The sequence below is a fragment of the uncultured Moraxella sp. genome, assembly GCF_945873075.1.
Classification (GTDB): Bacteria; Pseudomonadota; Gammaproteobacteria; order Pseudomonadales; family Moraxellaceae; genus Moraxella.
Genome location: NZ_CAMCBS010000018.1, coordinates 23,104 through 44,688 on the forward strand (window position 1 = coordinate 23,104; position 21,585 = coordinate 44,688).

22 protein-coding genes are annotated in these 21,585 nt (G+C 47.7%); 17 read left to right on the top strand and 5 right to left on the bottom strand.

Annotation, left to right across the window (positions count from 1 at the left end; translation table 11 throughout):
• The first annotated feature begins 12 nt into the window (after nucleotides 1–12).
• The 12 genes from Q0N89_RS07160 (at nucleotide 13) to Q0N89_RS07215 (ending at nucleotide 10,337) form a co-directional block, all read left to right on the top strand.
• A complete protein-coding gene (locus tag Q0N89_RS07160) occupies nucleotides 13–681 on the top strand; it encodes a DUF4230 domain-containing protein (protein WP_294034867.1) in 669 nt (222 codons plus the stop codon).
• Nucleotides 682–755: 74 nt separating this feature from the next.
• Nucleotides 756–1,397 carry a phosphoribosylanthranilate isomerase gene (locus tag Q0N89_RS07165; protein ID WP_294034869.1) on the top strand — a complete coding sequence of 214 codons (642 nt, stop codon included), beginning with the start codon at nucleotides 756–758 and terminating at the stop codon, nucleotides 1,395–1,397.
• Nucleotides 1,398–1,509: 112 nt separating this feature from the next.
• Nucleotides 1,510–2,253: an SDR family NAD(P)-dependent oxidoreductase gene (locus Q0N89_RS07170; RefSeq protein ID WP_294034871.1), complete on the top strand. Its 744-nt coding sequence runs from the start codon at nucleotides 1,510–1,512 to the stop codon at nucleotides 2,251–2,253.
• Nucleotides 2,254–2,279: 26 nt separating this feature from the next.
• Nucleotides 2,280–3,494 (top strand): tryptophan synthase subunit beta, encoded by a 1,215-nt coding sequence (gene trpB, locus Q0N89_RS07175; RefSeq protein WP_294034873.1) that lies wholly within the window; start codon nucleotides 2,280–2,282, stop codon nucleotides 3,492–3,494.
• Between the two features lie 38 nt (nucleotides 3,495–3,532).
• Nucleotides 3,533–4,363 (top strand): tryptophan synthase subunit alpha, encoded by an 831-nt coding sequence (gene trpA, locus Q0N89_RS07180; protein WP_294034875.1) that lies wholly within the window; start codon nucleotides 3,533–3,535, stop codon nucleotides 4,361–4,363.
• A gap of 79 nt (nucleotides 4,364–4,442) precedes the next feature.
• Complete coding sequence (locus Q0N89_RS07185; protein ID WP_294034877.1) at nucleotides 4,443–4,727, top strand: hypothetical protein; 285 nt, start codon at nucleotides 4,443–4,445, stop codon at nucleotides 4,725–4,727.
• A complete protein-coding gene (locus Q0N89_RS07190; protein ID WP_294034879.1) occupies nucleotides 4,715–5,065 on the top strand; it encodes a type II toxin-antitoxin system RelE/ParE family toxin in 351 nt (116 codons plus the stop codon). Before Q0N89_RS07185 ends, Q0N89_RS07190 begins: the two co-directional genes overlap by 13 nt.
• A 157-nt stretch (nucleotides 5,066–5,222) precedes the next feature.
• On the top strand, nucleotides 5,223–6,107 hold the full coding sequence (accD, locus tag Q0N89_RS07195) for an acetyl-CoA carboxylase, carboxyltransferase subunit beta (protein ID WP_294034881.1): 885 nt from the start codon (nucleotides 5,223–5,225) through the stop codon (nucleotides 6,105–6,107).
• Nucleotides 6,108–6,206: 99 nt separating this feature from the next.
• Nucleotides 6,207–7,535, top strand: a complete 1,329-nt coding sequence (locus Q0N89_RS07200; RefSeq protein WP_294034884.1) for a folylpolyglutamate synthase/dihydrofolate synthase family protein — start codon at nucleotides 6,207–6,209, stop codon at nucleotides 7,533–7,535.
• A 158-nt stretch (nucleotides 7,536–7,693) separates the two neighbouring features.
• On the top strand, nucleotides 7,694–8,842 hold the full coding sequence (locus Q0N89_RS07205) for a LysM peptidoglycan-binding domain-containing protein (RefSeq protein WP_294034886.1): 1,149 nt from the start codon (nucleotides 7,694–7,696) through the stop codon (nucleotides 8,840–8,842).
• A gap of 64 nt (nucleotides 8,843–8,906) precedes the next feature.
• Complete coding sequence (locus Q0N89_RS07210) at nucleotides 8,907–9,410, top strand: DUF2726 domain-containing protein (protein ID WP_294034888.1); 504 nt, start codon at nucleotides 8,907–8,909, stop codon at nucleotides 9,408–9,410.
• Nucleotides 9,411–9,542: 132 nt separating this feature from the next.
• Nucleotides 9,543–10,337: a crotonase/enoyl-CoA hydratase family protein gene (locus Q0N89_RS07215; RefSeq protein WP_294034890.1), complete on the top strand. Its 795-nt coding sequence runs from the start codon at nucleotides 9,543–9,545 to the stop codon at nucleotides 10,335–10,337.
• An 80-nt stretch (nucleotides 10,338–10,417) separates the two neighbouring features.
• Here Q0N89_RS07215 and ftsH read toward each other — a convergent pair whose 3' ends face one another.
• Together ftsH and Q0N89_RS07225 are read right to left on the bottom strand one after the other, a co-directional pair.
• Nucleotides 10,418–12,313 carry an ATP-dependent zinc metalloprotease FtsH gene (ftsH, locus tag Q0N89_RS07220; protein WP_294034909.1) on the bottom strand — a complete coding sequence of 632 codons (1,896 nt, stop codon included), beginning with the start codon at nucleotides 12,311–12,313 and terminating at the stop codon, nucleotides 10,418–10,420.
• A gap of 129 nt (nucleotides 12,314–12,442) precedes the next feature.
• A complete protein-coding gene (locus tag Q0N89_RS07225; protein WP_078254828.1) occupies nucleotides 12,443–13,075 on the bottom strand; it encodes an RlmE family RNA methyltransferase in 633 nt (210 codons plus the stop codon).
• Between the two features lie 142 nt (nucleotides 13,076–13,217).
• Here Q0N89_RS07225 and Q0N89_RS07230 point away from each other — a divergent pair, with 142 nt between their 5' ends.
• Nucleotides 13,218–13,535, top strand: coding sequence for a YhbY family RNA-binding protein (locus tag Q0N89_RS07230; RefSeq protein ID WP_294034893.1), 318 nt, complete (start codon nucleotides 13,218–13,220; stop codon nucleotides 13,533–13,535).
• Between the two features lie 10 nt (nucleotides 13,536–13,545).
• Complete coding sequence (locus Q0N89_RS07235; RefSeq protein ID WP_294034895.1) at nucleotides 13,546–14,226, top strand: hypothetical protein; 681 nt, start codon at nucleotides 13,546–13,548, stop codon at nucleotides 14,224–14,226.
• Between the two features lie 68 nt (nucleotides 14,227–14,294).
• On the opposite strand, the gene Q0N89_RS07240 is transcribed toward Q0N89_RS07235, so the two are convergent.
• Complete coding sequence (locus Q0N89_RS07240; RefSeq protein ID WP_294034897.1) at nucleotides 14,295–14,816, bottom strand: DUF4442 domain-containing protein; 522 nt, start codon at nucleotides 14,814–14,816, stop codon at nucleotides 14,295–14,297.
• Nucleotides 14,817–15,083: 267 nt separating this feature from the next.
• On the opposite strand from Q0N89_RS07240, the gene uvrC reads away from it, so the two are divergent.
• Complete coding sequence (gene uvrC / locus Q0N89_RS07245) at nucleotides 15,084–16,928, top strand: excinuclease ABC subunit UvrC (RefSeq protein WP_294034911.1); 1,845 nt, start codon at nucleotides 15,084–15,086, stop codon at nucleotides 16,926–16,928.
• 74 nt (nucleotides 16,929–17,002) lie between these two features.
• Here the strand turns inward: uvrC and lysA are convergent, their stop codons facing one another.
• Nucleotides 17,003–18,313: a diaminopimelate decarboxylase gene (gene lysA / locus Q0N89_RS07250; RefSeq protein ID WP_294034899.1), complete on the bottom strand. Its 1,311-nt coding sequence runs from the start codon at nucleotides 18,311–18,313 to the stop codon at nucleotides 17,003–17,005.
• A gap of 54 nt (nucleotides 18,314–18,367) precedes the next feature.
• Entirely contained in the window at nucleotides 18,368–18,535 is a 168-nt protein-coding gene (locus Q0N89_RS07255) for a lipoprotein (RefSeq protein WP_294034901.1), read from the bottom strand.
• 336 nt (nucleotides 18,536–18,871) lie between these two features.
• Between Q0N89_RS07255 and Q0N89_RS07260 the strand changes: the two genes are divergently transcribed.
• Together Q0N89_RS07260 and pta are read left to right on the top strand one after the other, a co-directional pair.
• Nucleotides 18,872–20,056 (top strand): acetate/propionate family kinase, encoded by a 1,185-nt coding sequence (locus tag Q0N89_RS07260; protein WP_253223196.1) that lies wholly within the window; start codon nucleotides 18,872–18,874, stop codon nucleotides 20,054–20,056.
• An 85-nt stretch (nucleotides 20,057–20,141) separates the two neighbouring features.
• Nucleotides 20,142–21,521, top strand: coding sequence for a phosphate acetyltransferase (gene pta, locus Q0N89_RS07265; RefSeq protein ID WP_294034905.1), 1,380 nt, complete (start codon nucleotides 20,142–20,144; stop codon nucleotides 21,519–21,521).
• The last annotated feature ends 64 nt before the right edge of the window (nucleotides 21,522–21,585 follow it).

A 21,585-nucleotide genomic window follows, 5' to 3' on the forward strand; every position in this document is an offset into this window, starting at 1 on the left:
GGGTGAATGCTGATGAAAATTTCCCAAAACAGACAAGCGGGCAATGCGCTATTTTCTGTGGTGCTTGCGATGGTCTTGGTGGCAGTGCTTGCGATGGCAGGCTTTTGGCTGATGAATAAATCGGACAACTATGTCAGCACCATTACCAAAGACGGCATCGTCACCGAAATCCAGACGCTGTCACGCTTACAGACGGTCACTTATAGCGTCGATACCATCGTGACGGCGGACAAGGCAGGCACTTGGCAAAATCTGTGGCAGGATAAGCAAAAAGGGCTATTTATCATCAAAGGGCGAGTGCTGGCAGGTGTGGATTTGAGCGGTATCAGCGCCGAGATGGTGCAGCTTAGCCAAACCAAGAATGACAAGGGCGAGTCGGTGGATGTGGTGCATATCACGCTGCCACCATCACAGGTGTTTGAAGTGTTTTTGGATGACATCGAAGTCTATGATTGGCAAACAGGGCTATTTGGCACGGTGGCGGGCGACCCCAAGCTATTCGCCCAAGTGCAGGCTGATGCCAAAGCCGAAGTGCTCGCCAAAGCCTGTCAAGGTGATGTGCTAAATCTTGCGATGACAAGTGCCGCCGAACAAATCAAGGGCTTATTTATGCTGACAGGCAGTGTGGTTGAAGTCACGACACAAGGCACAGGGGCGTGTCAGCTTGTCGCCAAACCATGAGTAATCAGCCATCAACCGTGCTAAGTTGAGTTGGTATTTCTAATTTATTTATAAGATAAACCTAAGTAAAATTTATGAAAAAAATCAAATACTGCGGGCTGACCCGTAGCGAAGATATCCAGCAAGCGGTGGCGCTTGGCGTGGATGCCATTGGCTTGGTCTTTTATCCGCCAAGCCCTAGAGCGGTGAGTGTCGAGCAGGCAAGTCAGCTTGTGGTGCATATTCCTGCCTTTGTTAGCACGGTTGCACTCGTGGTGAATATCAGTGATGATGAGCTTGTTAAGATTGCCAAGTCGGTGGTGTTTGATGTCATTCAGTTTCATGGTGATGAGTCGCCCGATGAGTGCAGACGACAAGCCAAGCTTATCAATAAACGCTGGATAAAGGCACTGCGTATCGATGCCACACGCCATACGCCTGCGAGCATCACATCACTGATTGCGGAGTATCAGACGGCAGGGGCAAGCTCGATTCTACTCGATGCCTATCATGCCGATAAATTTGGCGGTACGGGCGAGCGATTTGACTGGTTGCTAATTCCTGCTGATTCGCCTTTGCCGATTATTTTGGCAGGGGGGTTGACACCAGATAATGTCGCCATGACGGCAAATCTGCCCATCTATGCGCTTGATGTCAGCGGTGGCATCGAGTCTGATAAGGGTATTAAAGATGCGGATATGATGGCGGCGTTTATGCGTTATGCTTGTGGTAACTAGTAGCAAATGGCATAAGAAAAAAATGTCCGATAAATTGCTAAAAGTTGATTTTGTCGGTACAATGAACTTTGGTTTGTTAAATTTATTTTATCCAAATAAAAAGGAATAAATCATGAACATCATCGTAACAGGGGCGACGGCAGGATTTGGCGAACAGATTGCCCGTGATTTTGTAGCGGCAGGGCATACCGTCTATGGCACAGGCAGACGCATGGATAAGCTAAACGCCCTGCGTGATGCACTTGGCGAGCGATTTGTGCCATTGTGCTTTGATGTGTCGGATGCTGATGCGGTGCAGGCGAGTTTATCAGCGATTGATTTGGCGAGCATTGATGTGCTTATCAATAACGCAGGGCTTGCCTTGGGGCTTGAGCCTGCACAGCGAGCGGATTTGGGTGATTGGCAGACGATGATTGATGTCAATGTCAAAGGGCTTGTGACGGTGACGCAGCTTGTGCTACCGTTTATGGTGGCGAATAATGCCGGCACGGTGATTAATATTGGCTCAACCGCAGGCAATCATCCGTATTTTGGCGCGAATGTCTATGGTGCGACCAAAGCATTTGTTAAGCAATTTAGCAATAATCTGCGAGCAGATTTGATTGGTACACGAGTGCGAGTGACCAATATCGAGCCGGGGATGTGCGGTGGCACAGAGTTTAGCAATGTTCGCTTTAAAGGTGATGATGATAAGGTGGCAGCCGTTTATACAGGCGTGGAATTTTTGACCGCCAAAGACATCAGCAACACCGTACAATGGGTGGTGTCACAGCCATGGCATGTGAATATCAATTCGATTGAACTGATGCCAACAGCGCAGACCTATGCAGGCTTGGCAGTGGCTCGAGATATTTAAATTTTTCTAACGATAAGGCAAATGTAATGACAGATGTAGTGAATTATAATAATTATCCTGATGTGGACGGGCATTTTGGGGTGCATGGCGGTCGCTTTGTGTCTGAGACCTTGATGAAAGCCCTAGAAGAGCTTGAAACATTGTACAATAAGGCCAAAGCCAACCCTGAGTTTTGGGCGCAGTTTATGGCGGATTTGACCGATTATGTGGGTCGTCCGACACCGCTGTATCATGCTCGCCGTCTGTCGGATGAGATTGGTGGGGCGCAGATTTATTTTAAGCGTGAAGATTTGAACCACACAGGCGCACACAAGGTCAATAACACCATCGGGCAGGCGCTACTTGCCAAGATGAGTGGCAAAAAACGCATCATCGCCGAGACAGGCGCAGGTCAGCATGGCGTAGCGACGGCGACGATTGCAGCACGATTGGGACTTGAGTGTATCGTCTATATGGGCGCTGATGATGTCGAACGCCAAAAGATGAATGTCTATCGTATGCGTCTGCTCGGCGCGACGGTCGTGCCAGTCACGAGTGGCTCTCGCACACTCAAAGATGCGATGAATGAAGCGATGCGTGACTGGGTCGCCAATGTCGATAGCACATATTACATCATTGGTACGGTCGCAGGGCCGCATCCATATCCGCTACTGGTGCGTGATTTTCAGGCGATTATCGGCCGTGAAGCACGAGTACAGCATCTTGAAAAAACTGGCAAACTGCCTGATGCGCTCGTGGCGTGCGTCGGCGGTGGTAGTAATGCCATCGGTTTGTTTTATGATTTCTTAAATGACACTGAAGTCGCGATGTATGGCGTCGAAGCTAATGGCTTAGGCATCGATACACCGCATCATGCAGCCCCGCTACAAGCAGGTCGCATCGGTGTATTGCATGGCAATCGCACTTATCTGATGTGCGATGACGAAGGGCAAATCCTAGGCACGCACTCTATTTCGGCAGGACTGGATTATCCCGGGGTTGGGCCTGAGCATAGTTTCCTAAAAGACATGAACCGTGTGAACTATGTCGGCGCTACCGACGAAGAAGCCCTGCACGCATTTCGTGAAGTGACTCGTAAAGAAGGTATTATCCCTGCACTCGAAAGCTCGCACGCTGTGGCGTATGGCATGAAGCTTGCCGCAACGATGAGCTCTGATAAATCCATCATCATCAATATGTCAGGCCGTGGCGATAAAGATTTGCACACGGTGATGAAAGTTGATGGGATTGATGTGGATTGAAAAGCTTTACTATTAAAATAGATTAAATTGGAATAATAATGAAAACCCGTATCGAAACAACCTTTGACACACTCAAAGCCCAAAACAAAAAAGCCCTAATTCCCTACATCATGGCAGGCGACCCATATCCTGCGGTGACGGTGGAGTTGATGCATAAGCTTGTTGAGCATGGGGCGGACATCATCGAAGTTGGCTTGCCGTTTAGCGACCCAATGGCGGATGGACCTGTGATTGCACACGCTGCTGAGCGAGCTTTGGCGGCAGGCACAAGCACTCGTGATGCCATCGAGATGGTGCGAGAATTTCGCAAGACCAATACCACGACGCCTGTGCTGGTGATGGGCTATCTGAATCCTGTTGAGATTATTGGCTATGATGCCTTTAGCGATATGTGCGCTGATGCTGGTGTGGATGCAATTTTGATGGTGGATTTGCCACCAAAAGAAGCGGGCGATTTCCCAAAGAAGCTCACCGCACGCACCGACAATCCGATGAACCAAATTTTCCTATTATCCCCAACTACCGAACCGGCTCGCCGTGCCAAAGTCATCGCAGAGTGTAGTGGATTTATTTATTATGTGTCATTAAAAGGCGTTACAGGCTCGGCAAGTCTGGATGTGGCAGCGGTCAGTGAGCAAGTCCAAAAAATCAAAGTCGAAACCGACATCCCTGTCTGCGTGGGCTTTGGCATCCGTGATGGCGCATCGGCTAAGGCACTCGGTGCGGTGGCAGATGGCGTGATTGTCGGTAGTGAGCTGGTAAAAAACTTTGCCGATATCGACGCATCAGACAGTCAAGCGGTGGCAGCTGCGATTGATAAGCTACTTGCCAAGATGGATGAGCTAAAATCGGCATTGGCAGAAGTGTAGTGTCGTGCTGAGTGTTTGATTTGGTAATACTTTGGTGTTACTATAATCAAACCAATCATCAAACATCAAGGGGTGTGTCATGCGTGATACTCAAGAGGTAACCAGTGTCAAACTCGGCTACCGCAAATCAATTTTGCAAGAACTTGCCACCGAAATGGGTGGGAGTGTGCACAGTTTGGTGCTTGATGCGGTGGATAGTCATATTGAGCACCTAAAAGCCAAGCAAGCCTATGACAGACGGGCAATGCAGGCGTATCGAGATTATCAAGAGACGGGTCTGCACATCACGCTCAATGAGTTTATGGATTGGGTGGCAAGTCTTGAGATGGACGATGTCAAGGAAATCCCAAAATGTCACAAGTAACGCTTGTCATCTCAAGGCTTGCGCAGGCAGATTTGGCGCGGATTTATGAATTTTTGAGCGATTTGGGGGCGACCAGACAAGCGGTCACTGTCATGCAACTGCTCAAAGATTCTTTTGTAATCGTACAAAATAAACCCAACCATGGTAAGGCTTATCAATTGTCGATTGATGGCGAAACGCTTGATCATGTGCGTGAAGTGATGGTGTCCTATGGCAAAGGCGGATATAGCTATCTGTTTTGGCATGATGAACCAAACGCCCAAGTGCTGATTTTGACCGTGAAACATTTTCGTGAAAATGCTTATCGCTTGGATTTACTGAATTTTGATTCTGTATGAATGTCGGCATGATGGCAAATCGTACAATTTTTGCAAATTTACTCAAAAATTTGCCATCTTTTTCAAAATCACTTTGCCAAAATCGATTTACAAGTGTAAACTATATGCCAATCATTGGCGAATGCCAATTTGACAAGTATAGTAAAAGGAAAATCACATGAGTCAAAGCGAAACTGCAACTGAGCCGACCATCTGGCTAAAGCGTGCCGTACCGGGCATTAAGCAAACGACCGTGCCAACCTTGACAGCGGTCGAGACTGAGCCATCAACTAAGTGTCCTGAGTGCCATTCATTGACGACCAATACGGCGCTGATTTTGAACCAATATGTCTGCCCTGAGTGCGACTATCATTTGACGATGACAGCTCGTAAGCGTCTAGAATGGTTCTTTGATAGCGTGGATGCTGAGCTTGGTCAAGAGTTCACCACAGGTAATCCGCTGAATTTCGTTGATTCTAAGCCGTATCCTGAGCGTATGAAAGAAGCGCAAACCAAGACAGGTGAGTCCGAAGGCTTGGTGGTGATGACAGGTAAGCTTAAGAATTTGGATGTCATTGCGTGTGCCTTTGATTTTCGCTTTATGGGTGGTTCGATGGGCTCGGTGGTGGGCGACCGCTTTGTACTTGCTGCCGAAAAAGCCTTAGCAGAGCGTAAGCCATTGGTTTGCTTTGCTGCATCAGGCGGTGCTCGTATGCAAGAAGGTCTATTGTCACTGATGCAGATGGCTCGCACCAGTGCAGCGATTGAGCGTCTAAGATTGGCAGCCGTGCCTTATGTGGTTATCTTGACCAATCCTGTCTATGGCGGGGTGACAGCAAGCCTTGCCATGCTTGGTGATGTGCATATCGCTGAGCCTAAGGCGATGATTGGTTTTGCTGGTAAACGAGTGATTGAGCAGACCGTGCGTGAAGTGTTGGATGAGCCGTTCCAGCGTGCTGAATTTTTGCTCGAAAAAGGCACAGTGGATATGGTTGTACATCGTCATCAGCTTGTCGATACCACGCATCGCATTTTGGCAAAATTATCAAAAGCCGCTGCATAATTTGGCTGATAGAGCACCCAAGACCGATGGTTTTGGGTGTTTTGTTGTGTTTGGGCTAGGATAAGTTTACAATATGCCCAAATTTTTGGAAAAATTCACATGACAGACAGAAACTTAAGCCAATGGCTTGCCTATATGGGCAGTATTCATGTATCCGCCATTGATATGGGGCTAGAGCGTGTGCTACCTGTTGCCAAGCGATTGGGCGTGCTAAAGGCGGATTTGGATACAGCGCCGACCGTCTTTACCGTCGCAGGCACGAATGGCAAAGGCTCAACCACAGCGACTATTGCCGCCATTTGCCAAAGTGCAGGGCTAAAGACCGCTTTGTACCAATCCCCACACTTGGTATCATTCACCGAGCGAGTGCGTATTGATGGCGTTGAGGCGAGCGATGAGGCGTTGATACAGGCATTTGAGGCGGTCGAATCGGCACGCCTTGACGAGGGCTTGTCATTGTCATTTTTTGAGATGACGACTTTGGCGGCGTTTTGGTTGTTTAAGCAGGCTGATTGTGATGTTTGGGTGCTTGAGATTGGGCTGGGCGGACGCTTGGATGTGGTCAATATCATCGACCCTGATGTGGCAGTGATTACCAATATTGGCATTGACCATGTCGATTGGCTCGGTGATGATGTCGAAAAAATCGGCGCAGAGAAAGCGGGCATCATCCGTGATGGTATCCCTGTGATTTTGGGCGATGATGTCATGCCTGATAGTGTGCACAAGGTTGCGGCGGCGCACGATGCCCGAGTGTATCAGTTTGGCAAGGATTTTGCTTATACGCTAGGTGCGGATACTGGTGCTGATGACTGGATTTATAGCAGTGCATCACTGACAGCACGGCTGCCTGTGCCAAAGCTATCACTACATAATGCAGTCAATGCGGTGAGTGCGATTTTGGCAAGTGATTTGCTGATTACGACGGTGCAGATTGCTGATGGCTTATCCAAGGTGGTATTGGCAGGGCGATTTGACCAACGGGTCATCAATCAGCGTCAGTGGATTTTTGATGTTGCACATAATGAAGATGGTATTAAGTTTTTATTAAAACAGCTTACGATGGCATGGCAACAACACCTAGCCAAGTACCCTGATGCCAAGCTGTATTTCTTATTCTCGATGCTTGGGGATAAGGATGTGTCTGCCGTACTTAAGCAAATCGAGCAGGCGACAGCTGATGGCGTGCTACCATCTGCAAGCTGGCATACCGCTGCCATCAGCCATGAGCGAGCGATGGATATCGAGACGCTGACCGCTATCATGCAGGCGTGTGTGCCTGATATTGACATGGTGGTGTATGAGAATTTGGATGCGGCGACTTTTGGGGTGATTGACAGTAGCTCGGCTGTGGATTTGATTGTGGCGTTTGGGTCGTTTCATACCATTGGCGAGAGCTTGGTGGCGCTACTTGGCAGACCGTATTAGTAGTAGGTTTGGTTTGTAAGTAATTGTGTCTATTTTGCGGATTTTTGCAAATTTTGGCGTGATGATCATTGACAAGCATGTCATAACCGTTTATTTTAAAGCGTTAATTTGGCGAATAATTTGCTGTTGAAAAATTTTTGATTTTGGTGGGGTATAACATGGTTTCAAAACAAGTGCTTTTGGGTTCAGTGTTATTATTGGGTGGTAGCGTGGTTTTTTTTGCGATGTCAAAAAATGCCAATCAAACCCCTGATGCGCAATCTGCGGCGCAGACAGAAAAAACCAGTCAAGTTGCCAAACCTGTCGTGCAGCCATTGACCGCTGACGTGGCGACCGAAGAAAAGCTACTTACCCAAAAGCAAAAAGAGCGTGAAGCACACACCGAACAACTGCAAAAACACACCGAACAGTTACTTGCTGAGCAAGAAAAAGCCCGTCAAAATGCCATCAATAAAGCCAATGCAGAATTAAACGGCACGACAGCACCTGCCCCAACTAACAGCGCCACTGCTGCCCAAAGTGAGCTGATTGCAGCGCCGACGGTGCAGACTCGCCCAGAAGCCATCGAAGCTGCTCGCAAGGCCGAAGAAGCTAAGCTAGCTGCCGAAGCTGCCAAAAAAGCCGAGCAAACCAAGCCTGTAGCGACCGATGCTCAAAAGGCGGAGCAGGCTAAGCTTGATGCTGCCAAAAAAGCAGAAGCAGCTAAAAAGGCAGAGGCTGCCAAAAAAGCTGAACAAACCAAAGCTGACCAAGCAAAAAAAGCAGAAACCACCAAGCAAGCCACCACCAAACAGAGTAGCTATACAGTACAGTCTGGTGAAACCTTAACAGGTATCGCCAATCGTCATGGCATCTCTGCACAAGCTTTGGCGGCGGCGAATGGCATGAGCCAGTCTGATATGCTGCGAGAAGGTCGTAAATTAGTTATTCCTGCGGGCGCAAAAAAACCAAGCACCAACACCACTGCACCAAAAACAGAAAAAAAGACTGAGCCAAAAAAAGCTGATGCAAAAAAGACTGACGCTAAGTCTGAGTCAAAAAATACAGAAAAAAACACCCAAAATCCACAAATGTCAGGTAGATATACCGTGCAAGTTGCCATCAGCCCTGACAAAGCCAAAGTGGATGCCGTGGTCAAGCAGTACAAAGCTGCTGGCTATAAGGTAACCACGACCAATACCAGCAAAGGCGTGCGTGTCGTCGTCGGCAACGAAAAGACTGCCGAAGGTGCAAAGGCACTGCGTAATAAGATTAACGGTGATGGCCGTGTCAATTCTAACGGTGCATTTATCCATCAAGTTCAATAATCCCAAACTATTTGCGCAAAAGCACGGTGTTTGCCGTGCTTTTTGTTATTTTTGAGAGTGAGTTATGAGTATTTGGCAAATCGGTTTGGCACTGCTCGCCGTGCTGATTATCCTGTGGCTATGTCGCCCTAAAACTAAGAAAATCAAAGGCGATGATATGCCTGTCTGGCCCTTTGAGCCAATGCCTTTGATGACTGATAGCGAAGTGTTATTTTATAAAAAATTAAAAATGGCATTGCCAGAATTTCATCTGTTTGGGCAAGTACAGCTATCTCGAATGATTGAACCGACCGAAGATGTGGCGGACGAACGCCAATTTTGGTTCAATCGTGTCTGTCGCCAAAGCGTGGATTATGTGCTGGTTGATGACGACTTGCAGACGGTGCTGGCTGCCATTGAGCTCGATGATTGGACACATGAGAGCAAGGCTCGCCAAAAACAAGATGCCAAAAAAGACAAGGCGCTCGCCAGTGCAGGCATTCCCATCATCCGCTTTCATGCCGAAAAAATGCCATCAGCACAGATGATTCGCCAAGAAGTGCTCGATGTGTTGCGTGCCTATCGATAAGCGCATGATGACTGTGCGGTCTGATTTTTGGCTTGGCTATGATGGCGTGGCTTGGCATACTAAGTGGCTAATGAGATGATGATTATCAATTAAAATTAGCACAATTGATAATACAGATTAAAGGAATATACAATGACAACTTACCAAACCATCACCACGGCCATCAGCCAAGATGTGATGACCATCACGCTCAATCGTCCTGACAAGAAAAACGCTCTAAGCTTTGTGATGATGGATGAGCTGATTCATCTTGCCAAAACCTTAAAAAAGAACAAAACGCTCAAGGCAGTGATGATTACCGGTAGCGGTGGTGATTTTTGTTCAGGGCTGGATTTGGCGGATTTAAACAATTCTAAAAATCTGCTCAACGCATCCTATCAGCTGATTAAACCCACGCCAAGCAAATTTCAGCAAGTTTGCCTAATTTGGCAAAGCTTGCCGATGCCTGTGATTGCTGTGATTCAAGGTGTCTGTGTTGGTGGCGGACTGCAATTGGCACTGGGTGCAGATATTCGCATCGCCCATCCTGATGCAAGATTCTCGGTACTTGAAGCCAAATGGGGCTTGGTGGCTGATATGGGTATCACGCATACGGCAAGTCTGATTGCTAAGGACAAGCTTGCTAAGCTTGCGATGACTGCTGAGATTATCGATGCCAAGACGGCGCTTGATGATGGACTTGTGACGATGATCGATGATGAGCCTTTGGCAAGGGCAAATCAGCTGATTGCTGATATCAGTAGCCGTTCGCCTGATGCGGTGCTCGCTGCCAAGCGTGTTATCCATGCTCGTACGCCGATGAATTATCTGACGCTGTATCAAGAAAAGCTGTGGCAAATCCGTCTGATGTTCGGTCATAACCGTAAGCTTGCCATCAAAAAAGCTAAGGATAATACGGTGCAATTTGTCAAACGGCAGTTTGGGTAGAGTGCCAAGTTAATCGTTAATCTGAATAAAAAATTGCCCAAGCTAAATCTAGATACTTGGGCAATTTTTGTTGTTGTGCTTTATGCAGGCAGCGGCGGTGGCAACTCGTCATCAGCAGGGGTGGTTGGTGTGCTTGTCACACTTGGCACTTCATGCTGATACTCTTTTGGTTCTCGCGGCTCTTCGCCTGCCATGATTTGCAAGAACTGCTCACGGTCGATGGTTTCCCACTTCATCAGTGCATCCACCATAGCGTGCATCTTGTCATGATTCTCATCAATCAGCTTGTACGCCACATCATACTGCGCTTCTAGGATATGACGAATCTCGTCATCGACTTTTTGCTGAGTGGCTTCTGAGATGGTGCGAGTGCTACCACCAAAATAACCACCATGTTCTTCGGCTTCATAGACCATCACGCCCATCGCATCTGACATACCGTAGCGAGTAACCATCGCACGAGCCATCTTGGTGGCACGCTCAAAGTCGTTTGATGCGCCAGTTGATTTGCGATCAACAAAAATCTCTTCAGCGATACGACCGCCGAACAAGATTGAGATTTCGTTCAGCATCTTATCTTTATAATTACTTACCTGATCTTGCTCAGGCAGCTGCCAAGTCACACCCAGTGCCCAGCCGCGTGGCATGATGGTAACCTTGTGTACAGGGTCGGTACCTGGTAGTAGCTCAGCGACTAGGGCATGACCTGCTTCATGATAAGCAGTGGCACGGCGTTCTTCTTCACGCAGTACCATCGATTTGCGTTCAGGGCCCATGTATAGCTTATCTTTGGCGTCTTCAAAGTCGTTCATATCCACACTTGGCTTATTGCGACGAGCGGCAAATAGCGCAGCTTCATTGACTAGATTGGCAAGCTGTGCACCGCTAAATCCTGGCGTGCCACGAGCTAGGGCATTGACATCGACACCGATGGTGGATGGTAGTTTTTTAAGGTGCACATTCAAAATCTGCTCACGGCCTTTGATATCAGGCAAGCCAACAGATACTTGACGGTCAAAACGACCCGGGCGAAGCAGTGCTTTATCTAGGACATCGACACGGTTGGTTGCAGCGATGACGATGACGCCGTCATTACCTTCAAAGCCGTCCATCTCAACAAGCAACTGGTTCAATGTCTGTTCACGTTCATCATGACCGCCGCCCATGCCACTGCCACGATGACGACCGACGGCATCAATCTCATCAATAAAGATAATGCACGGTGCGTTTTTCTTGGCTTGGTCAAACATATCACGGACGCGAGATGCACCGACACCGACGAACATTTCAACAAAATCCGAGCCCGAAATCGAGAAAAACGGCACTTTGGCTTCACCAGCGATGGCTTTGGCAAGTAGCGTCTTACCAGTACCCGGTGGGCCGACCATCAGTACGCCACGGGGAATGGTTGCACCAAGCTTGGTAAATTTGCTTGGGTCTTTTAGAAAATCAACAATCTCAGCGACTTCTTGCTTGGATTCTTCGACGCCAGCGACATCATCAAAGGTGACTTTGATTTGGTCTTCGGAGAGCATTTTGGCTTTTGATTTACCAAAGCTCATCGGGTTGCGACCGCCCATACCGCCACCGCCTGCACCGCCACCCATGCCACGCATGAATAGCCAAAACAGACCGACAATCAGCAGAATAGGAAACGCCGCCATCAGTAGCTGCATACCGACGCCTTGACGCTCAGGGGCAGTGCCTTCGACTTCGACCTTATGCTCACGAAGTAGTGGCATCAGCTCGTTGTCGGTCACATCAGGGCGAATGGTTTCAAACTCTTTGCCATTGACCTTGGTGCCGGTGATTTCTTCACCGTTAATTTTTACATCTTTGATTTCGCCTTGTGATACTGCCGTCACAAATGCCGAATAATTCATGGTGTCAGCATCGGCACTGCGATTATCAAGATTGCTAAAAATCGCAACCACAATACCGATAATCACCAGCCACAATAAGGTATTTTTTACCATGTCGCTCAAACTTTTCATCCTAGGTTAAATTGCGTCAAGCCACATTGTATCTGACGCTATGAATACGAATTTAATTGTACCTATATATTGGTTATTTGCCAGTTTTTCAAGCCAAAGACTGCGATTGATTTACTTAATCGCTACCCAAAACATCTCTTTTGAGCGGGGGCGTGATGCTGCAGGCTTGATGCTTTTAATTTTGCTAAATTGCTTTTGCATTTGGGCTCGCAATTCTTGAGAGCCTTCACCTTGGAAAACTTTCATAATGAGTGCGCCACCTTCTGGCAGTACCTTTAGGGCAAAATCCACCGCCAGCTCACACAGATACATCATGCGTGGCTGATCGACCGCTGCCATGCCTGATGTGTTCGGCGCCATATCAGACAGCACCACATCGACTTTGCGACCGCCGACTTCGTCCATGATTTGGTTAAATACCGCTTCTTCACGAAAATCACCTTGGATAAAGGTGACATTCTCAAGCGTATCCATCGGCAAAATATCCGATGCAATCAGCACACCGTTATCACCGACAAGCTGACCTGCCACCTGTGACCAACTGCCCGGCGCAGAGCCAAGATCGACGACGGTCATGCCTTTTTTGATGAGATTGGTTTTTTCGTTAATCTCAAGCAGTTTATAGGCGGCACGGGCACGATAGCCTTCTTTCCATGCTTTTTGGACATAAAAATCATCCAAATGTTCTTTCATCCAACTGCGACTGGATTTGGAGAGTTTTTTGTTTTTAATGCGAGTTGCCATTGGGGGTAAATTACCTACAATTTATCAAATCAATACCAATCAATTAGTTTACCATTATTGACAGCAAATTTGGTGAAATTCTGCTATAATAGCGTAATTATTTCTCACTGCCACCTTAATATTCGGCAAATTTGGAACTTTCATGAGCAAAAAATCAAAACTGCAAGACATCAAAGCCCTGCGTGGCATCGGTCATCAGCTTAGCCCAATCGTCATCGTCGGCGCAAATGGTCTAACCCCAACCCTAATCGAAGAAGTGGCACGCGCCTTGCATGATCACGAACTTATCAAAATCAAAATCCCAGCAGGTTCAGCCGATGAACGCAAAGAGTGCGCCAATGCCATCGCTGCTGCTACCGAGTCTGAAGTGATTCACCACATCGGACGCATGGTGCTACTACTGCGTGCCAACCCTGAGCCAAATCCAAAACTATCCAACCTAAGCCGTTTTGGTTTTTGATGGTTGTCTGATGAATAGGCATCAAGCATTATTTGCACATCGTGCGATTGATACGGTGCGTACATTTCCCCTAATCGCTGTCATTGATGGCGATTTTGTGCATTTGGACAAGGCGGTATCGCCGCCCGCTATCACGGCATCTGTGTCGGTGGTGGATGGTGCGGTGCAGGTGAGTTTTGTGGTAGAGAAAACTTGCCACACCAAAGATGTGTTTGCGGTGGCGGACTTGGGTGAATCTGCCAAGCGATTATTCATGCGCCGAGCGGATTTTTTGTGGCAACAAGATTGCTTTGAGTGCTTTATCGGTCATATGGATGAGCCTGCTTATCTAGAAATCAATGCCAATACCGCAGGTGAATTTAATAGCTATCAGTTTGATGACTATCGCACGCCCGATGTGATGCCACCGGTGACAAGTCATGCGTGCGATGTACAAAGCTATGTCCATCAAGATGAAGTAGCATTCTGCTTTGGTTTTGAAGCGGCTAATTTTCAAGCGGTTAATTTTAAAGCGACTAATTTTGACATGACCGAAACTGCGACAGGCATCGATGTATCGCAGCTTAAGATAAATCCAACCGTGATTTTATACCCTGTGATTGATGGTCAAACTGTGCCGATTTATTATGCTTATCAGCACGCTGTACCGCCTGATTTTCATCAGCAGGCAGTGTGGCAGAGCGTGGTGTGATAAAGCCGTGTTAGGCTTGGTATAATAACAGCATTCAAGCTTTATCAAAGCTTTGCCATTGATTTTATTTACATTTTTTCAAGTCGCTTAATGCCGATGGTTTTGCTCACTTTAGCGATGATTTTTTGATGGCTGTCGGTGATATCGATATGATAATCACGGCAGATGGTATCGCCTGATTTGACAAGCTCAAGAATCTCAAGCACTTCTTCGGTGCTGATTTTGATACGAGCGGTGACTTTATCTTCTGTCGTGCCCAGATACTCGATGGTCGATGAGATATCCCACACTTGATAGTCCTTGCCCAGCTTATGCGCTAGCATGGTGCAGATAAATGGGTCGGTCATCATGTGCATACTTGCGCCAAATTGCGTACCGGTCAGGCTCTTATTTAGCCGTGTCATCGGCAGTCCCACCACACACAAGCCATTGTCCAAATCCACCATCTCAAGGCGAATCCCCGCACCCAAAAACGGCGCAAAGGTGTTTAGCTTGCTTTTGATGATGTGCGGGACAAGCTGTGGGTAGGTGGCTTTTTTGCCTTGTTTGATGAGTTTGCCGAGTTTGTTTTTGGCGGTTGTCAGTGCCATGAGTTTATCCCTTCAAAAAATCACTGTATTGTGCCATACTTTATCCACGAAATAAAGCTGTTTAATTTTTGTACAGAAGTTGGCAGGCGTGATGATATTAGCTGATTGTGGGCAAGTCATGCTAAAATAGCCTAATCCCAATATCTATTTATAAAAATACCCATGCCAACACAACAAGACCGCCCCGATATAGACCAATTGCTTGATGAAGTGTCCGAGCCTATCGATGATGGCTTTGATGATGGTGCTGATGTGTCAGTCAATCCGATGGCGCGCCCAATCTTGGCTGATGGTGTGGATCGTAAGGTGCATCTGTCGGCACTTGTCAAAGGATTGCCTAACTTACCAGGCGTGTATAAGATGCTTGGCAAAACCGGCGAAATCCTGTATGTCGGCAAGGCAAAATCACTCAAAAATCGGGTCAATAGCTACTTTGCTAAGACCATCGAACACCCAAAGACTCAAGCGCTCGTACAGCGGATTTATGATATCGAAATCATCATCACCACAAGCGAAACCGAAGCCTTATTGCTTGAGCAAAACTTAATTAAAAATCACTTACCACCTTATAATGTCATCCTAAGAGACGACAAATCCTACCTGTATGTCTATGTCAGCACGGATAAATTCCCCCGTCTAGGTATCGGTCGGGGTAAGGGCAATCATGTTCAGGGGCGGTTTTTTGGGCCTTATCCATCGGCAGTGAGTGCCAAGACTTCGCTAGCATTGATGCAAAAGCTGTTTATGCTAAGAAGCTGTACCAACTCTTTTTTTAGTCAGCGTAAACGCCCCTGTCTTGAGTATCAAATCAAACGCTGTAAAGCACCATGTGTCGGCATGGTATCGCAGGCTGACTATGATGCTGATGTCGATGCGACCTTGAAATTCTTGCAGGGTGATACAGGACAAATCCAAGCAACGCTCGTCGCCAAGATGGAAGAAGCAGCGGCGCAGATGAACTTTGAGCAGGCGGTGTTTTATCGAGATCGCTTGACGATGATTAATGATCTGTCCGCCAAGCAGTCGGTCTATCGGCTCGAAGGTGAAGCGGATGTGTTCGCCATCAGTGAGCAAGCAGGCGTGACCGCCATCCATGTGCTGACGGTGCGTGGCGGGCAGGTCTTGGGTGGCAAAAATTATTTCCCCGATGGTATTGCCCCTGATGCCAAACATCTGGGCGAAAAATTATCCGAGTTTTTGCTGTCGTTTTATTTTCAGGTTAGTGATGATTTGCCAAGCGAAATCATTGTCAATACAGCGCTTGATGATGCTGATGCTTTGGCTGATGTCTTGGCAAGTCAGTTCAATCACAAGACGGTCATCAAGCATCGAGTGCAGACGCACCGAGCTGATTGGCTCAATATTGCCACGCTCAATGCCAATAATGCGCTTGCCACACAACTCAAAGACCATCGTGAGCTACACGCACGCTTTGAGATGCTAAGAAGTGTGCTGGCTGATGTGACAGATCGCACCATTGATCGCATTGAGTGCTTTGACATCAGTCATACGATGGGTGAAGCGGCGATTGGCTCGTGTGTGGTGTTTGATCAAGGTGGTGCTCGTAAGCGAGATTATCGCCAATACGCCATCCATGACATCACCGCAGGCGATGACTATGCCGCCATGAGACAAGTGCTGACACGCCGATATAGCAAACAGCCATTGCCTGATTTGCTACTCGTCGATGGGGGTAAGGGTCAGCTGAATATCGCCATCGAAGTGCTGACGGCACTTGGTAAGCTTGACGATACCTTGCTTGTCGGTGTGGCAAAAGGTGAAGGGCGTAAAGCGGGGCTTGAAGTGCTGCATTTTGTCAATCATGAACCGCTTGATTTGCCTGCTGATAGCAAAGCATTGCACCTAATCATGCAGGTGCGTGATGAGGCGCATCGCTTTGCCATCACCGCTCACCGCAAAAAACGGGACAAAAAACGGGGTAGTTCGGTGCTAGAAGTCATCCCGGGGCTTGGGGCGAAGCGTCGCCGAGATTTGCTCAATCATTTTGGCGGTATCGGTCAGCTACTCGGCGCATCCGAAAAGGACATCAGCGAAGTGCAAGGCATTGGCAAGGTCTTGGCAAGTACGATTTATAAGGCATTGCACGGCTGATTTTGCACAAAAAAGATGAGCAATCGACACTGCTCATCTTTTTTTTATTTTTCATGACTTGCTAAACTTGCTCATTAAGCAATCTCATCACGCCATAAATCTGACAGCACTTCACGCTTACGCACCACACGATGTGCGCCATCATCGACCATCACTTCACAAGGGCGTGGGCGAGTGTTGTAGTTGCTCGCCATCGTAAAGCCATAAGCACCCGCACCTGTCACCGCCAAAGTATCACCGACGGACAGTGACAACAGGCGATCTTTACCAATAAAATCGCTCGACTCGCAGACTGTGCCGACCACATCCCATACTTTCTCATCGCCTGACTTGGATAAATCTGTCGGGATAATCGCCATCACTGACTCATACAGTGCAGGGCGAATCAGCTCACTCATTGAGCTATCGACGATGGCGAAGTTCTTAAATTCAGTCGGCTTGAGCACATCGACACTGGTCAAGAGTACGCCTGTATTGGCGACCAAGCTACGACCCGGCTCTAGATATAGCTTGAGCCCCAGTGCTTTTAGGCGTGGCAAAAGTAGCTTGGCATAGTCATCGACACTGACGGGATTTTCGTCAATATAACGCACGCCAAGACCGCCGCCAAGGTCAATATGATCAAGCGTGATGCCATTGGCAGATAACTCATCAATTAGCTCGATGAGCTTATCAAGTGCATCACTAAAGCCTTGTGCATCGAGTAGCTGCGAGCCGATATGGCAGTCGATACCAGTGATTTGTAGATTTGGCAGACTATTGGCGTGCAGATAAGCAGCAACCGCCTGTTCATGACTGATGCCAAATTTATTATCTTTCATGCCAGTTGAGATATACGGATGTGTCTTGGCATCGACATCAGGATTGATACGCAGGGAGATACGAGCGGTTTTGCCAAGCTTCACTGCCACACGGCTGATGCTATCAAGCTCGCTTACCGCTTCGACATTGAAGCAGTGGATATCGGCACTTAGCGCATATTCGATGTCGTCATGGGTTTTGCCCACGCCTGAATAGACGACTTTTTTGGCGTCGGTGACTTGTAGCACACGAGCTAGCTCGCCTTTTGAGACGATATCAAAACCCGCACCAGCATCGGCTAGGGTCTTTAGCACCGCAAGATTTGAGTTGGCTTTGACAGCGTAGCAAATCTGATGCTCAATCTCATCAAATGCTTGTGTATAAGCATGATAATTATCCAATAACGCACGGCGTGAATAGACATACAGGGGCGTGTCGTAGTGTGATTTTAAAGTTTGGCTACTGACACCATCAATATGTAGGATATTATCCACATAAGAAAAATACGGCAAAGCATCGGTCAATACACTAGCATCAATGCTAAGCGCACCATCTTTGGTGCGACTGGCAGGCAAAAAAGTCATTAGAATCTCTTATTATTTGGTCAATATTTAGTCAATGATAAAGAATTGGGTCAATTAATAATCATCTGGATTGGTGGTGGCTGCATCGCCATTAGTGTCGATACTTGGCGTGTTATCAATGGCAGGCGTGCTGTCTGTCGGCAGGTATAATGCGCCTTTTTGACCGCAGGCGGTGAGCAAAACGGCAGAGCCAATCAAAAGCCATGCTAAAGTGTGTTTCATGGTCGCTATCCAAAATGCTTGAGAATAAAATGCTCTCATTGTAGCATAATTTCAGATACTTACGCCAAAATTGTCAGGTTTTTTTGGCAAAAATTTCATGCCACAAGCCAGGCGATGGTTCATTATTTTGTCAACATTTTGTTAAATTGTATCAAGTGGCTTTGGTGCGTGGCGATGATTTGACTTATTATGATGGATTAATTTATTCAAATCTATGATTTATAGCTTGACAATAGGGTCAATCAAGGTTAATTTATTTGGTTATCCATACAAAAAATGTGGGCGGACAAACCCATATGGAACATCAACAACAAACCATATCACGTCGGAGCATTTATGAGCTTAGTGAATCCTACTCTAGTCCTGAACTGCGGTTCATCATCAATCAAATACGCCCTAATCAGCGAAGACGGCGAAAGCCGTATCGAAGGTTTGGCAGAAGGCTTGGGCAACCCTGAAGCACGCATCAAGCACAAAAACCTAGATGGCGAAGCAACCGTAATCGAGATTCCAAACGGCGTCCATGCTGATGCTCTAAAAGTCATCCTAGAAGATCTAATCAAAGAACACAAGCCTGTGGCAGTGGGTCATCGTGTCGTACATGGCGGTGATAAATTCAAATCAGCGACCGTCATCACTGATGAAGTGCTAGCGACCATCGATGAGCTGACCGCACTTGCACCACTACACAACCCTGCAAACGCTGCTGGTATCCGTGCGATCAATAGCATCTATCCTGATTTGCCACAAGTGGCGATCTTTGATACTGCATTCCACCAAACCATGCCTGCACACGCTTATCGCTATGCTGTGCCAAAAGCACTATACACTGAGCATCAAATCCGTCGCTATGGCTTCCACGGCTCATCACACGCCTATGTGTCAAACCGTGCTAGCGAACTGACTGACAAAGCAGGCACACACGGCTGGATCATCGCTCACCTAGGCAATGGCTGCTCGGCAACTGCGGTCTATGACGGCAAAAGCCAAGACACCAGCATGGGCATCACCCCGCTAGAAGGCTTAATGATGGGTACTCGTAGCGGTGATGTCGATCCGGGTCTGCACATCCATCTAAGCCGCACTCTAGGTATGTCGATCGATGAGATTGATACACTATTGAACAAAAAGAGCGGTCTATTGGGTGTATCAACCGTCTCAAATGATATGCGTAACCTAGAAGCCGCCGACAAAGAAGGCAACGAAGATGCCAAGCTTGCGCTACAAATGTTCGCTTATCGCACTGCCAAATACATCCTAGGCTTGACCGCTGCTTTGCCTGAGCTGACTGGTATCGCATTCACGGGCGGCGTGGGCGAAAATGGCGCTGATATGCGCGCTGCCATCGTTGGTGCGCTCAAGCACATTGGTGCAAAAGCAGACTTGGCAAAAAATGCTGAGCTATTCCGTGGTGCAGAAGGTAGCTTCCACGCAGCAGATTCAGCGGTTGAACTGTGGGTTATCCCAACTGACGAAGAATTCCAAATCGCTAGCGAAAGCCGTGCGGTGCTTGGTCTGTAATAATAAAAACGCACTGTGTTGACGGTGCGTTTTTGATTGATTTTAAATGAATCAGCTAGATAAAGATATTTTTTTAGGAAAAACTATGACGACAATTTTACTTGTGCCTGTCGAAGAATTTGACATCGATGGCTTTGCAACCAAAACCGCTGACAATGCGTTTTTGCCATTTGCATCATTTGGTCAAGCGGCATTTGAAACAGCTTTGGCAAAGAGCAATCTAGATGATTTGCTTGAGCTAATCTATGCCAAAGCAAACGAAAACAGCGACGCCATCAAGGTCGTGGCAGGTATCAATCCAAAGCATCCGTATGCCAACCAAGTCAACCGTGATTTGGCACTAGCGCTAGATGCTGATGTGGTATTGGTGGGTGATAACACAGCACTACTTAGCATCGGCAAAGCAGTGTATGGCGAGCGTGTGGTTGGTGAAGTCGCGACCACGGGCGATGCCAAAGCATTTATCAAAGCAAGCACTCGTAAGCCAAATCTATCACCATCGGCATTCCGTGTTGAGCTGGTCAAAAAAGCCCAAGCCGCCAAAAAACGCATCGTCCTACCAGAAGGTGCTGAGCCACGCACTGTCGAAGCGGCGGTGATTTGCCAAACTCGTGGCATCGCTGACTGTATCTTGCTAGCGACCAAAGATGAAGTACAAAAAGTCGCTGATGAAAAAGGCCTAACCCTACCAAGCGATCTACAAATCATCGATCCTGCCACTTTGCAAGAGCAATATGTCGCACCGATGGTTGAGCGTCGTAAGGGTAAGCTTGATGAAGCAGGGGCAAAAGAGCAACTACAAGACACCGTCGTACTAGGCACGATGATGCTACAAATGGGCGATGTCGATGGCTTGGTATCAGGTGCGATTCACACCACAGCGAACACCATCCGCCCTGCGTTTCAGCTGATCAAAACTGCACCACAGTACAGCCTAGTATCTAGCTGTTTCTTTATGCTATTGCCTGAATCTGTGGCAGTCTATGCTGACTGTGCGGTGAACCCAAATCCAAATGCCGAAGAGCTGGCAGAGATCGCTATCCAAACCGCTGATTCGGCAAAAGCCTTTGGTATCGAGCCAAAAGTAGCGATGATCAGCTACTCAACTGGCACATCAGGCGCAGGCGCGGATGTGGATTTGGTGGCGAATGCAACCGAAATCGTCCGCCAAAGAAAGCCAGAATTGGCAGTCGATGGCCCGCTACAATACGATGCAGCAGTGGTTGAGAGCGTGGCAAAATCAAAAGCGCCAAACTCACCTGTAGCAGGTCAGGCGAATGTCTTTATTTTCCCAAGTCTATCGGTCGGTAATGCGCTGTATAAAGCGGTACAAAGAAACGCCAATGTCATCGCTGTCGGCCCAATGCTACAAGGTCTAAACAAGCCTGTCAATGACCTATCTCGTGGCTGCTTGGTGGATGACATCGTCTATACCATCGCCTTGACTGCAATTCAAGCGGTTTGATGATTGGCTGACTGATACCAAGTCATCCTGCAAATACCGTCTGCCTATGGGTGGGCGGTTTTTT